This window comes from Ferrimonas kyonanensis DSM 18153 (assembly GCF_000425405.1).
Lineage (GTDB): Bacteria > Pseudomonadota > Gammaproteobacteria > Enterobacterales > Shewanellaceae > Ferrimonas > Ferrimonas kyonanensis.
On sequence record NZ_AUDJ01000014.1, the window covers coordinates 75197 to 91383 of the forward strand.

Sequence of the window (16187 nt, forward strand, 5' to 3'; positions counted from 1 at the left end):
TTTATGGCACGCAAAAAGCATGCAAGCGCCTCTGAGGGTGCGGAAGTCGATATGACGCCGATGCTGGACATCGTTTTCATCATGCTGATCTTCTTCATTGTAACGACCTCGTTCGTGAAGGAGTCTGGTATTGACGTCAACCGTCCTAAGGCGCAACAGGCGAGTAAGAAGCCTTCGGCTAACATCTTTATCGCAATTAACGAAGCTGGCATCGTTTACATGGAGAAACGGGAAGTCGACATTCAACGCGTACGTGCAAACGTAGAGCGGATGTTGGCCGAATCGCCAGAAGCTTCTGTCATGATCCAGGCAGACAAGGCCGCCAAACACGGCGTCGTTGTTAAGGTGATGGACCAGGTGAAAGCCGCCGGTATCAACACCATTTCTGTCGCAGCGAAGGAAGAGTAATTATGCAGCGATCACTGTTAGCCCTAATTCTCGGCGCAGCGGTGACCTTCGCTCTGTTCTCTTTCATGGCGTTTTTGATCGATGGTGGCGCCAAGCGCGCCGCCAATTCAGTCGACCTGCCGCCAATTGAGATTGTGATGGATCGCCAGGACGCGAAAGCCCAGAACCGAGACCGGCCTAAGCCTAAACCGCCTAAGCCGCCGGAAAAGCCGCCAGAGCCTATCGATCTGCAACCTGAAACCAATGACGTTTCAGATGCTGTATCCATTAATGTCCCAAGTGTAGACCTGGGTAACGTTAATGCCGGTATGGGTGATGTGGGCGGCGCCATGATGCGTGACGGTGATGCAACTCCGATTGTTCGAATGGAACCTAAGTGGCCGATGAAAGCGCTCCGAGAGGGCAAAGAAGGTTACGTAGTGATGAAGTTCACCATCAACGAGTTGGGTCAGCCAGAAAACATCGTGGTCATCGAAGCTGAGCCGAAGCGCCTGTTCGATAAAGAAGCGAAGCGCGCCCTGCGTAAGTGGAAGTACAAGCCGAAAATTGTTGATGGCAAGCCGGTTAAACAGCCTGGCATCACGGTTCGTCTGGACTTCAAACTGAATAAAGACCAAGGCTAAGGAGGAGGTATCATGCGCATGAAAAGCAAACTGCTGCCTGCTCTGTTGCTGGCAACCCTAGGCGCCGGCGCGGTAGCGCCTGCAGCCCTGGCAGCAGAAAAGTGCCCCGCCGATGAGCGCAAGACCAAAGTGGTCTCTGAGCGAGTCGGTAAGAAGATTCAGAAAGCGTTCGAGCTGTACAGCGCCGATCAGCTGGATGAGGCTTTGGCGCTGCTGCTGGAGATCGACCCTCGGAAGGACTTTGACAAAGCCTACGTCAACCGCTTTATCGGCAACATTTACGCCGGCAAAGAGGGTAAGGCCCAAGTCGCCATGAAGCACCTGCAGTTGTCTGTGGATGCGGACCTTCTCGGCGGAACCGATCAGGCTCAGGCGATGCGTCTGCTGGCCGACCTGCGTATGCAGGAGAAGAATTACAAGGCGGCTCTGAAAGGCTATGAAGACTGGATGGCGTTTACCTGTAAGGAAGACATGAATGTCTACCTGCGCATGGGTAGTGCCCAGTTTGAGCTGAAGCAGTTCGATAAAGTAATTCCTCTGGCTGATCACGCCATTCGGTTGCAGAAGAAGCCGAGTAAAAACGCTTACGTTCTGAAGATGGGCTCCTACTATGAGTCCAAGCAGTACAAGAAAGCGGCGGCAGTCGTCGAAGATATGGTGGAGCTGTTCCCGGAAGAGAGCAAGCTGTGGGTTCAGTTGGCTCAGATGTACATGCTGAGCGAAAACTACACCAAGGCCCTGTACACCATGGACGTCGCTTATCGCCAGAATCTGCTGGAGAAGCCATCTCACTATAAGATGCTGGCTCAGCTGTACGCTCAGAACGAGATCCCTTATAAGTCGGCCGTGATTCAGGAGCAGTACCTGAGCAACGGCATGGTAGAGAAAGATGAATCGGCATTGTCGATGCTGGCCAACACCTACCACCAGGCTAAAGAGATTGCCAAAGCGGCCAAGTACTACGGCGAAGCCGCGGCTCTGACCAACAACGCCAAGCATTACACCAAGCAGGCGGCCCTGCTTCTGGAATCCCAGAAGTACAAGGCGGCACAGGCTGCGGGTAAGAAGGCGTTGAAGGCGGACGGTTTGAAGAGTGCCGGTCAGGTTCAGATGATTCTGGCTCAGGCGTACTTCTATAACGACCAGTTCAAGGAAGCGTACAAGGCCTGTAAGGCAGCGACCAAGGATAAGAAAACCAAGAAGGCTGCGACCAGCTGGTTGTCTTATATCGAGGACACCGCCAAGCGGAAAAAGGTTTCCATCTAAATTAAAAGCCCCGCTTGCGGGGCTTTTTTCATTCCCTTCCAGCCCATGGAATAACAATAACAAGGAGCCCTTCATGAGAATGGCACAACTGGCCCTGGCGGTGACCCTGACCATTGGACTCGGGGGCTGCAACCCCTCCGCCAGTCCAGAGTCTCAAGCCCCGTCTCCTGCCTCCCAAGTTTCTCAGTCAGCCGACCAGCAGTATATGCAGCTGGTGGAGCGCTATTTTGATGATCAATTGGCGCTGAACCCCATCAACGCCACCTTTGTGGGTCGCAGCGAATACAACCACCTGTTTGGTAACGAGCTGTCAGAGGAGTACCTGAAACAGCGTCATGACCTCAATACTCAGATGCAATCGGATCTGGCTCGAATTGAGATTGAGTCGCTGTCACCTCAGCATCAAATTGGCTATCAGGTGATCGGCTATGACGTGCAGATGGCGCTGAAGGACGAGACTTTTCCATCACGATGGCTACCCTTGAACCAGTTTTACAGCAAGGTGTTTACCCTGGTGCAGCTGGGCAGTGGCGAATCGGCTCAGCCGTTTGAGACTGAGCAGGATTTCGATAACTTTATCGGCCGGATGAATGGGTTTTCCCAGTGGGTCGACAGCGCCATCGAGCGGATGCAGCAGGGTATTGACTCAAAAGTGGTGTTGCCTCGAGTGCTGGTTGAACGGATGATTCCTCAGATTGAGGCTCAGTTGGTGACACAACCGCAAGACAGCATCTTTGCTCAGCCTTTGCAGCAGTTGCCAGACAACCTGACCCCGGCGCAGCAGCAGGCGCTGCAAAGCCGTTATAACGATGCCATCATGACGGTTTTGATGCCGGCATTGCAGAAGTTGAATACCTACCTGAAGCAGGAATACCTGGCCGCCTCCCGCGGCTCTCACGGTTGGTGGGGACTGACCAATGGCAAGGCCTGGTATCAGCATCTGGCCAACCTGCACACCACCACCACCATGCCGGTGGAGGAGATTCACGAGTTGGGGCTGCAGGAAGTGGCTCGAATCCTGGAAGAGATGGATAAGGTTCGGCAAAAAGTCGGTTTTGACGGTGACCTGGCCGCGTTTTTTGAGCACCTGGGCTCTGACCCGGAATTTTTCTTCGAGGATAAGCAGGGACTGGTCGATGGCTACATGACCCTGAAAACCAAGATCGATGCGGTGCTGCCGAGTTATTTCGATGTGTCGCCGAAGGCCGATTACGTGGTCAAGCCGGTGGAGCCGTTCCGTGAACGCTCTGCCGCCGGCGCCAGTTACGAAGCGCCAGCACCGGACGGCAGCCGTCCCGGCGTGTTTTACGTTAACACCTACAACCTGAAGGCTCAGCCCAAATGGGGGATGACCACGCTGTCGTTGCATGAGGCAGCACCGGGCCACCATTTTCAGATCGCCATTAAGCAGGAGCTGGACGATGTGGCCAGTTTCCAGCGTTTTGGGGGCTACACCGCCTTTGAGGAGGGCTGGGCACTGTATGCCGAGTACCTGGGCATAGAGATGGGGCTGTTCAGTGACCCCTATCAGTACTTTGGTAAGTTATCCGACGAAATGCTGCGCGCCATGCGTCTGGTGGTGGATACCGGTTTGCATGCCAAGGGGTGGAGTCGTGAGCAGGCGATTCAGTACATGCTGGATAACAGCCCCATGGCGGAGTCGGATGTTACCGCCGAAGTTGAGCGCTACATGGCGATACCCGGTCAGGCGTTGTCCTACAAGGTGGGGCAATTGAAGATTCTGGAGTTGCGTAACTATGCGCAGCAGCAGTTGGGTGACAAGTTTGATATCAAGTCATTCCACAATCAAGTGTTGACTTCCGGATCACTGCCGATGGCGGTATTGGAACAAAAAATTTACTTGTGGGTCGACAATCTGCGAGCCCAGTCAAAAAAATAGCCCCGGCGAATTTTCCCAACGTTTCAACTCTCACAAAACCGTGATCTCGATCACGGTTTTGTTTTTTGCCGCGAGCGAGTTGTTAAACTGACTTAACGGTCGGATTCTCTGCATAAAACTCCACGACCCAGTGGATTAGCCTCCTTTCGCAAGCAAATTAACTGTAAATAAAGTATGCGCATGCGGATGTCACACCAAACGCAATTTATGTTTAACAAGGTCGCTACACCAGCATAGCACTCTGTTTCTTGATCTTATTCATGGTGTTTAACACTATCGTGGGGTGGTTCGCAGAATATTAAACAAATAACGGCGGACCGTTAACGATTACAACAAAAAGCACATTAGGGAGTAAGGGATGAAGAATCAGACGATTCTGGCTAGAGCCGTGCGTTTGGGAATGGTGGCCGGTGCCATGGCGCCGGTGATGGCGGTGAGCATGGCCAATGCCGAAGAGGGCATGGAGGATGTGGAGCGCATTCAGGTCACTGGTTCTCGTATTCAGCGCCAGGACATGGAAACCGCGTCACCGGTAACGGTGATCGATTCTGCCACCATTAAAGCCGAAGGTTACACCTCGGTGGATCAGGTGCTGCAATCTCAGCCATCGATGGCTGGGGCAGCGGTAGGCTCGACCACCAACAATGGCGCCGATGGCGTGGCTCAGGTGGATTTGCGTGGCATGGGTGCCAACCGCACCTTGGTGTTGCTCAATGGTCGCCGTATGGTGAATTCCGGCTCTGGCGCCGACAGTGCCGTGGATCTGAATACCATCCCGGTCGCCATGATTCAACGTATCGAAGTGCTGAAAGATGGCGCATCTGCGGTGTATGGCTCTGACGCCATTGCCGGGGTAGTGAACATCATCACCAAAACCGACTTCGAAGGCTTCCAATTTGATGTTAACGGCGACATTACCGAAGAGAGTGACGGCGAGAACATCGAGATCTCCGCACTGTACGGTACCTCTACCGACAGCGCCAACTACACCGTGGGTTTCTCCTACACCGATCGCGGTGAAGTGATGCAGGCCGATCGCGCCTGGGTTCCGCCTGGATCAAGCTCTTTTGTGCCTGGTGGCAACCTGGGCGGTTACGTGCCTAATGAGGATGGCACCTGGAAAGAGCGGGACAGCGGTTACGATTATACCGAAGACAGCTATCTGCAGACCCCCAGCACCAAGTACAGTGTGTTTGCCAACACCACTCAGGAGTTGGACAACGACATGGTGTTTACCGCTGATGTGCTGTATACCCGCCGCGAATCCAGCCAGCAGATGGCCCCGCAGCCGGCAGACGTGATGTTGGATGTGTGTGGCGAAGCCGGTGCGGACCCGGATCGTTGCATCACCCTGACCGATGAGATGCTGGCTGCCGGCATCACCGCCGATGACACCGGCCGGGTTAACTACCGTCGCCGTATGGTGGAAGCTGGCCCACGTATCTATGAGCAGGAAACCGATACCATTCGTGCTTCCGCCGGGTTGTCTGGTGTGGCGGACATCAATGAAGGCATGGACTGGGATTTGTCCTACACCTATGGCCGTAACCGTGCCGATACCAGGGTAAAGAACTCCATCAATGCGGTTAAGATGGAAGACTCCATCTACGCCAATCAGGATGATTGGTTCAGTGGCAATCCCGATGACATCGCCGGTTACATTGATGATATCTCTTTTGTTGAAACCAACGACGGTGGCAACGATCAGCACATCGTCGCCGGTGTCATCAGTGGCGATCTGTTTGAAGTGGATGCCGGTATGGTGTCGTTCGCACTGGGCGCCGAGTACCGCTATGAAAGTGGCTACTACAACCCGGATCCGGTGATTGTTGCCGGTGAAGGCACCGCGGCACAGCAGGATCCCACCGACGGTGATTACAACGTTTTCTCCATCTATGAAGAGGTGGCGATTCCGGTAACCGACTCGCTGACGGCGGAATTTGCGCTTCGCTACGATGAGTACAACACCTTTGGTGGTGCCACCACCTGGAAAGTGGGTCTGACCTGGGAAGCGACCGATGACTTGATGCTGCGTAGCGTCGTCGCCACCGGTTTCCGTGCCCCTAACGTTTCCGAGCTGTACGGCGGTAATACCGGTTCCTACGATTACCTCATCGACCCATGGGGCAATGCCCAGGATCCGCAGATTCTGGTTAATAGAACCTCGGATGAGGATCTGCAGGCGGAAGAGTCCGACTCGTTGACGGTCGGCCTGGTGTACGCACCCAGCTATGTGGATGGCCTGTCATTTACCCTGGACTACTGGTCGTTCAAGATCGATAACGCCATTGCCCGTATGGATGTACAAGCCGGTTTAAACGCGTGCCATGATGGTGATGTCAGTGCCTGTGAAACCTTCAACATTACCCCAGATGGCAACCTGGAGAACCTGACCAGCCCGCTGACCAACGTTGGCTATCAGGACACCAGCGGTGTGGATTTCAATGCTCACTACAACTTTGAGGCATTGGGTCTGGACTGGCGCATTAACAACGATCTGACCTATCTGATCGAGTTTGAGCAGGATGGTGTCGATTACACCGGTACCGTTGGTGGTATGTTCGGTGGCTACGCGGAGGTAAAGAACAACTTCACCCTGACCGCGGCCTACGACGATTTCTCGGTGCTGTATTCGGCTCGCTACATCGGCTCCATGGACGAACTGAACTCTGGTGAGAAGATTGACTCCATTACCTATCACAATGTGTCCGGTACCTACTTCTTTACCGATTCGGTCAGCGCCACCATTGGTGTTCGTAACCTGACCAACGAGGAGCCGCCAATGGTTCCAAATGGCAACGATGCGGGCACCGTGCCTGAGGTGTATGAGACCATCGGTCGCACCTACTTCGGTGGTGTATCGGTTCGTTTCTAAGCTGAGATTTGATTGGCAGGGGCAGCAGACGCTGCCCCTTTTTTATGTGTACAGGTAGGTGGAGGTAAAAAACACCAAGGCGGTTCGAAATTCACCCAGTGCGTGCATAGATCTCATATTTCGCCAGTGTGTGATGTTGGTTCGGTAGGGGTTTATGGTGCCAAACCTGCTTATTGGATGCCCGTTTTTATTCTTTTGAAGTCGTTGATAGTTAATATTCCTGCTGGCTTTTTCTACCGCCGGCGGTTCTCTATAGTGATTTCTCCTTTCATTTCAGTTCATACGCGAGATCCTTCCGCGCTCACACTCTCCAGCAAATATTAGATCTTGATCACGCTTGCTTTTTGGGCGTAATCGTCTGATGTAGCGAATAACTAGTCAATTATCCAGTTCGAGAAATTTACATAAAAAAAGCGATCTTTTTTGTTGCGCAAATGTTGCTGGTAATGCGGGCGAAACTGACGTTTTTTACCCCCTACATTCGATTTTGTGAGGTTTAACTCAATTTGATGGGGTAATTACTAATCTGTTAAAAACAATTCTCATACATTTTTAACATTTGTGAAACTGTCATCAGGTTGACACAATGTTGCCTGTCGGTGCAGCATTTAACAAAGAGTGAATAACTCTTTATCAACAAAAATGAATAAGTAGGCGCTTTCGTTAACTGAAAAGTGCTGTTCAGGGAGAATTATAATGACAACCCATTCGACTGTTTCTAAGGCAGTTCGTCGCGCCATGCTGGTTGCAGCCGGCGCAACAGCATTTACTGGTTTTACTACCGTAGCTGCTGAAGGCGAAGACAGTGTTGAACGTATTGAAGTAACCGGCTCTCGCATTAAGCGTGCCGACATGGAAGGATCCAGCCCGGTTACCGTGATTGATTCATCCGCCATCTCTGCATCTGGCGCCACCTCCATTGATGGCGTACTGCAAACCTTGACCGCCGCCGGCGGTGCCATGACCAACCCCGGCATCAACAACGGCTCTGGCGGTAACTCCCGCATTAACCTGCGCGGCCTGGGTTCTCAGCGTACGCTGGTTCTGGTTAACGGTCGTCGTATGATTGCGTCCGGTACCGGTGCGGCCTCCACTGTGGATCTGAACACCATCCCCGTTTCTATGGTTCAGCGCATTGAAGTACTGAAGGACGGCGCTTCTGCGGTTTACGGTACCGATGCGGTTGCCGGTGTAGTGAACATCATCCTCAAGCGTGATTTCGAAGGCTTTGAGATGAACGCTCAGTACGGCATGTCCGGTGAAGGCGATGCCAAAGAGTCCAGCATCGACTTTACCCTGGGTACTGCTTTCGACAAAGGTCACCTGGTATTGGGTGTTCAGTACACCGACCGCGGTGAAGCGTCTCAGGCCGACCGTGATTTCTCAAAATGTCCGCTGAACGAAGCTGGCGACGGTAGCGCACCTTACTGTGGTGGTAGCTCCTACGCCGAAGGCGGTCACATCTGGGGCGACAACAACTTTGGTATTGTCGGTACTGGCCCTGATGGCGCCTATGCCATTGGCGATTCTGGCACTTACGGCGGTTATGTCGCCAAGCTGGATGATGCTGGTAACCCGGTACTGGACGACGATGGCAATCAGATTCCGGTATTCGAGTACCACGATGGCATGAGTGAAGCGGACCTGAGTGGCCGTGGTGGCGAATACCACGATTTCACTAACGCCGACAAATACAACTACTCGGCGACCAGCTACCTGTTCACCCCCATGCAGCGCATCAACGTAACGGCCAACGGCTCTTACGAGGTGGCGGACAATGCAACCTTCTTCTCCGAAGTGATGTACACCAAGCGTTGGTCCGAGCAGCAGATGGCGCCTCAGCCTATCTGGAACAGCGAAGCGTGGGTCTATGATCCAATCAGCGCCGGCGGTTGGATGACCGACGACCTGCTGCCTTGGGTCCAGCCTGGTGAAGAGCTGAGCTACGGCCGTCGTATGAGCGATACCGGTAACCGTGAATTCTCTCAGACCGTCGATACCTTGCGTGTTGTTGTCGGCTTTGAAGGTGAGTTCGACAATGGCTGGGGCTGGGACGTGTCCTACAACAAGGGCCGTAACGACTCCATCGATACCCTGGCGAACCTGCACAACATCGGTGCCATCAACGACGCCGTACAGGCGGGCGATTTTGACCCCTTCCTGCAGTCCTCCTGGCAGGGTGAGAGCATCGCGCCGTTCATCTACACCGAGCTGAATGCCGGTAGCAGTGAGATGGACATCGTGGCCGCCACACTGAGCGGTGAGCTGTTTGAACTGCCTGCGGGTTACGTGGGTTTTGCCACCGGTTACGAGCACCGCCGTGAGTCTGCCAAGTACACTCCGGATTCTCTGACCGCACAGGGCCTGGCCAACGATCCGCGTGTTGAGCCAACTTCAGGTTCTTTCACCGTTGACGAAGCCTACGTTGAATTCCTGGTTCCGGTTCTGTCCGACATGTTCCTGGCCGAAAACGTTGAACTGAGTGCAGCGGCACGTTACTTCGATTACAGCACCTTCGGTGATGATTACACCTGGAAGCTGGGTCTGACCTGGCGGGTAAACAGCGACCTGATGGTTCGTGGTGTGGCGTCTACCGCTTACCGTGCTCCGACCGTTGATGAGCTCTACGGAGGTAAGTCTCCTTCGTTTGACCAGATCACTCACCCGGCAACTGACCAGACTCAGGCCGAAGTGACCGTGGGCGGTAACGAGTTGCTGACTCCGGAAGAAGCCGACATCTACACCGTCGGTGTGGTGTATGAGCCAAGCTTTGTTGACGGTCTGTCTTTGACACTGGACTACTACAACATTGAAATCTCCAACGCCATCAGCTCCGTGGATTCCAACTACATTGCTAACCAGTGTATGGATGCCGGCGGTAACCTGATCAACGCGTCTACCGCCCTGTGTCAGGCGTCGAACATTGCCATCGACGGCAGTGGTCGCATCAGTTTTGACAACGGCCTGCAGAACCTGGGTGGTGCCTTGACCTCCGGTTACGACATCAACATTGCGTACGCCTTCGAAGCCGCGGGTCTGGACTGGCGTGCCAGCCTGGATACCTCCATCCTGGATGAGTTCGAAGAGCGCGATCAGGATGGCAACATCCTTGATTACACCGGTTACATCACGTCTGGCAGCGGTGCTTACGCCGAGTTCAAGAGTAACTTCACTCTGACTGCCGCCGGCGATGACTGGAGCGCCAACTACGAGCTGCGTTACATCGATGGCATGGATTCCTTCAGCTGTAAGGATGATCCGAGCGACTGTTACGCGCCGAGTGTGGATTCCATCGTCTACCACGATATCTCAGGTGCGTATCATGTGACCGATACCGTGACCATCTCCGGTGGTATTAACAACCTGTTGGATGAAGAGCCTCCATACTACTCCGGCAACAACGACTCCAACACTGACCCGTACACCTACGACGTACTGGGCCGCTACTTCTACGTGAAGGCCGGCGTTAAGTTCTAATTAACGTTGAGTGTTTAAAAAGGCGACCTTCGGGTCGCCTTTTTTATGATGAGAAGGTCGATCTGGTTTGTACTTAATATGTAAAACAGTATGACTAAATAAACGGGAGCGATATCAAGCCGAGAATATTTCGAATGAAAAACAAATCACCTGTGGTTGGAATGTGACCGAATTCAGATCCTCAATGCCATTAGTGACAAAGAAAGTTCTTTTCATTCAGGCTAAAAAAGCAGCACTTAAATTTCGAATCTGATTTATTTTTTTCTACACCCCGTCTTCAACTCATCAATAATTAACTTTTGATTAACGCACTTAATTTGTAGATGCGTTCGTCGTTGTTGCCTGTTTTTCCGCTTTAAAAATAGCGGCGACTTTACATTGTGGTGACAGATTCAACCTTTTGTTAATAAATTGAGTGTGATTTGGATCACTGACAGGAGGTGGTATTAAATGCAGCATCATCGTGAGGTTGGAGTAACCTTTGCATAACAATTAATCAGATGTATTAGCGCAAAGTCGCTAAATGGAGATAATAACGATGATGATGCAATCGATTGTGTCACGAGCAGTTAAGGGAGCGTTGCTGGGCACTTTGGCAACCGCAACTTTAGTGAGCGGCGTGGCTGTTGCTGAAGAAGAAGTAAGTCAAGACGTAGAACGCATTGAAGTAACCGGTTCACGCATTAAGCGTACCGACATGGAAACCGCTTCTCCGCTGGTGGTTATCAGCTCAGAGAGCATTGAAAAGGGCGGTTTCAACTCCGTTCAGGATGTACTGGACAACCTGTCCCAGAACTCCGGCGGCTCCATGAGCCAGCAGGAAGTGCATGGCTTTACTCCTGCAGCCTCTTCCGTAAACCTGCGTGGTGTGGGTGCCGGTCGTGTTCTGACCCTGATCAACGGCAAACGTGTGCCTAAATACCCATTCGCAGCGGGTGGTACAGACAACTTTGTTGATACCGCCAATATGCCGCTGGGTGCCATCGAACGTATTGAGATCCTGACTACCGGCGCCTCGGCGATTTATGGTTCCGACGCCATGGGCGGGGTAATTAACATCATTTTGAAGAAAGATGTTGATGAAACCACGGTTAAGTATCGCTTCAGCGATACCGAAGACGGTGGAATGCAGCGCAACAACATCTCCTTCCTGACCGGTACCAGTAATGACACCTCTAACGTCACCTTCTTCGTGGAATACGATGATCGGGAAGCGTTGAAGGGCACCGATCGCCCAGAGTGGGGCACGGATCTCATTCCTGGTGCAGCCTATGCCGGCTACAGTACTTATGGCGCGACCCTGTACAAGGATATTCCTGCCACAACAAATGATGAAGTGCTCAAGACTCTGAGCGAGCAAGAATGTACCGATCGTGGCATGAAGTATCATAGCGACCGCTGTGGTTTCGATCGTTCCGCCATGCGTGATTTCATGCCGGAGCAGCAGCGTCTGTCCACCATGATCAACTTCACCCGTGAGCTGAATGCGGATCACCAGCTGTATGGCCGCATGGATTACACCCACTCCGAGGTGTACACCGAGATCGAGCCGGCGACCTTTGGTAACAACGACTTTTTGTTTAATGTGGTTGGCGACGACGTGATCGTTAAGTCTCAGGCCTTCCCTGACATGCAGCAGACCATTACTGGCGCGGCAGCAGCAGGCTCTACCGCCTTCGGTGGCGATTTTGCCGGTTTTGACGATGGTCAGTACTACTACACCCGTCGTTTGTTGGAGATGGGCCCACGCCGTACCGACTTTGAGACCAACAACTTCTCCTTCCTGACAGGACTGGAAGGTTACCTGACCGAAGACATCGAATACGATCTGAGCTGGTCTTTTGCCCGCCAGAAAGTCAACACCGTCAGCGAAGGCAGCCCGACGGTTCAAGGCATGTTTGATTACATCGTTTCCGATGGCGGTCAGTCTATTCTGAACGAGATCTCCGCGGAAGACGCGGCGGCCATAGGCTACCAGGGCAATAAGCGCGGTGAGTCTACCCTGAGCGTGATCTCCTTTGGCATCAGCGGTGAAGCATGGGAGTTGCCAGCCGGTCCTATCGCCTACGCCGCCGGTGTGGAATACGGCCGTGAGTGGTTCTTCAGCGCCGATGACTCCTTCACCTCTGTTGGTGGTGTGCTGGGTAAGGGCGGCAGCTCTGCCGAAGGTGCTCGTAAGCAGTACGCCGGTTACGCCGAATTTGCCATTCCAGTGATCGATGAGCTGGTGGTGACCGCTGCAGGTCGTTACGACTACTATGACGACCTGTCTGATGTGGGCGGCCGATTCACTCCTCAGGTGTCGTTCGAGTACCGTCCGATGGATGAGTTGCTGCTTCGCGGCCTGTTCGCGGAAACCTTCCGTGCTCCGGACATGCAGCGCCTGTTTGGCGACCCCACCCGGGCTTATGCTGGTGTTGTCGATACCCCACGTTGTGAAGCCAGTGGCGATCCAAACTCTCCTGAGTGTCAGAAGATCGATTCCCTGCCTATCACCATTGGCGCCAACCCGAACCTGAAAGAGGAAACCGGTACCAACTGGAACCTGGGTGTGGTGTGGGATTACGAAGGCTTGAACATGAGCGTCGATTACTGGAACGTAGAAATTGACGATCTGGTGAGCGATCCTACCGCTCAGTACATTCTGGATCACGCTGATGTATATGCCGATAAGATCGAGCGCGACGCCAATGGTCAACTGGTGCAGGTCAACACCCAGGCCATCAACATGTCCAGCCAGGAAACCTCTGGTATCGACTTCAGTGTCTCTTACCTGCTGGAAGCCGGTAACCTGGGCGACTTGAAGTTCTCTCTGGACGGGACCTTCCTGACCAAGTGGGAAGAGCAGCTGACTGCCGAGTCTGACCCTATCAACAAACTGGGTGGTGAAGATTCCGCACCGAAACTGCGTGCCAACTTCAACACCGGTTGGACCTACGATGACATCGGCGTCAACCTGCTGGTTAAGTACATCGACAGCTACCACGCCGAAAACAAGGACAGCTTCCTCGAGTGGGGCATTCAAGACGAGTACGACGTCGAAGTGGACAGCCATGTTGAAGTGAACCTGATGGGCAGCTACAACTACGATGCCTGGCGCTTCACCGGTGGTATCAACAACCTGTTTGACGCCGAGCCGGAAATCGATGCCACTCAGAAGAGCTGGCCTCACTACAATCGCGGTTACTACAACGTGATTGGCCGTGAGTTCTACCTGTCTGCCGAAGTCACTTTCTAAGTCGATTTTTGTTTGATGGTAAAGCCCCGACCAGGTCGGGGCTTTTTTCTGTTTGCGGCTTGTAATTAAATGCTGTTCATTTTGGATTTTGGGCAAATAACCAGCACTTTTCACCATTCAGTTGACACTATCGTCTAAAACATCAGCTCTGATGTGTTTTTGCTTTCAATTCTGAAAGTTTTGTTCATAATTGCCGCTCTGTTTGAGATGCGTTCAGCTCCGATTCAGGGGTGAATGCCAGAGAGTCCCGTGATGGGAAGCCCAGAGACGGAAACCACCTATGTTTAATCTGCACAACCTGACCATTCAAAAACGGCTGATGATGATCGTGATCGTGGCGGTCCTGGCCTCGACGGTGGTGATCGGCGCCATCAGCCAGTTCGAAGCTCGCAAGCTGCTGGTAACCCGGATGCAGCAGTCTGAACTGCCGAGCCTGTCACTGCGCATTCGCAATGCCATCGACCGCGAGATCAGCGTGATGAACGCCATCTCCTACAGCATTGCCAGCAACGAGTTCGCCCTGCAGGCCTTAGAGCAAGGGGCCGATGCCCTCGACGAACAGCAACTGGTGGCCTATCTGGGCCGCATTGCCCAGAAATACGATCTCAGCAATGCCAGTTTTGGCGACCGCCAGACCGCAGATTACTGGAATCAGCAGGGGTTCCTGCGTCGTCTGCAGCGCGATCAGCTGGATGGTTGGTTTTACGCGTTTCGTGACAGCGGCAAGGCCAGCCAGGCTAGCCTGTACACCTACCCGGAAGGCAACACCGATCTGTTTGTTAACTATCAGCAGTTGAATGGACGCGGCTTCGCCGGTATCTCCCGCTCCTTCGATGACATGCTGACCTATCTGAATCAGTTTCGAATTGAGAAAACCGGGTTCGTCTACCTGGTGGACGCCCAGGGTGAGGTGATGGTGCATCCGCAGAAAACCGGCAGCAACTCCCTGAGTCTGGCAGGCCTGCACGGTAACGTTGACTGGCAGCAGTTGCTCAACCGACAGGAGTTTGGCTTTGTCGAAGACGATGAGCGCATCATCGCCTCCAGTTACGTCGACAGCCTGGGGTGGTACCTGATCTCCGAGGTGCCTAAGGCAGAGTTGTATGCCGAACTGAATGCGTCGCGCAATACCATTGCCTTGTGGGCCCTGTTGGTTCTGGTGGCGTGTTCTGCCCTAGGCGTGGTGCTGTCCCGCTCTCTGTCCCGTCCCATCAACCAATTGGCCGATGTGTTCCATGACATGGGAGAGGGGGAAGGGGACCTGCGCCATCGCCTCAGCGATCAGGGCCGTTCTGAGCTGGCCCGGGTCGGTGCCGGTTTTAACAGCTTTATTGGCAAGATTCAGTTGGCCATTGGCGAGGTGTCAGAAACCTCCAGCCTGCTGCGCACCGCCGCAGGAGAGGTCTCGGCCAGTGCCCAGACGACCAGAGAAGACAGTGAGACGCAGCGTGATGAAACCATCGTAGCCGCGTCCGCCATCGAAGAGATGGGGCTGACCATTGGCGAGATCGCCCGCAATGCCGCCGAGGCCGCCGATGTAGCCGAACAGGCTAACCGGGAAGCCGGTGATGCCATGGTGGTGGTGGAGGAGTCCAGCACCACCATCAACACCATGGCGGCCGAGATGGAGCGCGCCAGCGAGGTGATCGAATCCCTTGCCCGCCACAGCAATGACATCGGCTCGGTGCTGGAGGTGATTCGTTCGGTGTCAGAACAGACCAACCTGCTGGCCCTGAACGCGGCCATCGAAGCGGCTCGGGCTGGGGAGCAGGGACGTGGCTTTGCGGTGGTGGCCGATGAGGTTCGCAACCTGGCACAGCGAACCAACGAGTCCACCGAAGAGATTCAGCAGATGATTGGCACCCTGCAGAGCGAAGCCGGCCGGGCGGTGGACGCGGTGGCCAGCGGTCGCCAACAGGCCGTCGATGGCACTCAGGCGGCGCAGCGCACCCGTGAATCTCTGACCCAGATTGCCGAGCAGATAAGGGCCATCGCCGACCTCAATGTTCAGGTGGCTACCGCTACCGAGGAGCAGTCCAGCGTCGTGACTCAGATTACCGAACACGTCACCAACATCAACGATGGTACCGAGCGTAACACTCGCACCGCGGCCGAGATGGCTAGTGCCAGTCAGGCCTTGTCGGACCAGGCCGGAGATTTGGAACTGCTGGTCGGTCGCTTTAAAATCTGACCATAACGGTTATCGATTGACTGCCTATTCAGTCTGAATCGCAAAAAGCCCACTTTGGTGGGCTTTTTGCTGCATTTCTGCTCAGTTCATCCGTTATTTACCTTTCTGTCACAGTTCGTTACCAAAGAGTGTTAACTGCTTCACAAGCGGCTGCTGAGAATCCGCCGGGGGATTGTTACCCTTAATGAGGCGCGTTTTGCGTAGCACCA

8 protein-coding genes are annotated in these 16187 nt (G+C 53.7%); all 8 read left to right on the plus strand.

Annotated elements, in window-relative coordinates:
- Positions 1–3: 3 nt before the first annotated feature.
- The 8 genes from H598_RS0106175 to H598_RS0106215 all read left to right on the plus strand — a co-directional run bounded on the left by H598_RS0106175 (position 4) and on the right by H598_RS0106215 (position 15978).
- The gene (locus H598_RS0106175; RefSeq protein WP_028112235.1) at positions 4–408 is read left to right on the plus strand and encodes an ExbD/TolR family protein; all 405 of its coding nucleotides are present in this window, start codon (positions 4–6) and stop codon (positions 406–408) included.
- A gap of 2 nt (positions 409–410) precedes the next feature.
- Positions 411–1031, plus strand: coding sequence for an energy transducer TonB (locus H598_RS0106180; RefSeq protein WP_028112236.1), 621 nt, complete (start codon positions 411–413; stop codon positions 1029–1031).
- Positions 1032–1043: 12 nt separating this feature from the next.
- Positions 1044–2297, plus strand: a complete 1254-nt coding sequence (locus H598_RS0106185) for a tetratricopeptide repeat protein (RefSeq protein WP_028112237.1) — start codon at positions 1044–1046, stop codon at positions 2295–2297.
- A 73-nt stretch (positions 2298–2370) separates the two neighbouring features.
- Entirely contained in the window at positions 2371–4197 is a 1827-nt protein-coding gene (locus H598_RS0106190) for a DUF885 domain-containing protein (RefSeq protein WP_028112238.1), read from the plus strand.
- Positions 4198–4555: 358 nt separating this feature from the next.
- Positions 4556–7072 carry a TonB-dependent receptor plug domain-containing protein gene (locus tag H598_RS0106200; RefSeq protein ID WP_028112239.1) on the plus strand — a complete coding sequence of 839 codons (2517 nt, stop codon included), beginning with the start codon at positions 4556–4558 and terminating at the stop codon, positions 7070–7072.
- 696 nt (positions 7073–7768) lie between these two features.
- Entirely contained in the window at positions 7769–10549 is a 2781-nt protein-coding gene (locus tag H598_RS0106205; RefSeq protein WP_028112240.1) for a TonB-dependent receptor, read from the plus strand.
- Positions 10550–11168: 619 nt separating this feature from the next.
- The gene (locus H598_RS0106210) at positions 11169–13787 is read left to right on the plus strand and encodes a TonB-dependent receptor plug domain-containing protein (protein WP_245595563.1); all 2619 of its coding nucleotides are present in this window, start codon (positions 11169–11171) and stop codon (positions 13785–13787) included.
- A 280-nt stretch (positions 13788–14067) separates the two neighbouring features.
- Positions 14068–15978 (plus strand): methyl-accepting chemotaxis protein, encoded by a 1911-nt coding sequence (locus tag H598_RS0106215; RefSeq protein WP_028112242.1) that lies wholly within the window; start codon positions 14068–14070, stop codon positions 15976–15978.
- Positions 15979–16187 lie beyond the last annotated feature (209 nt).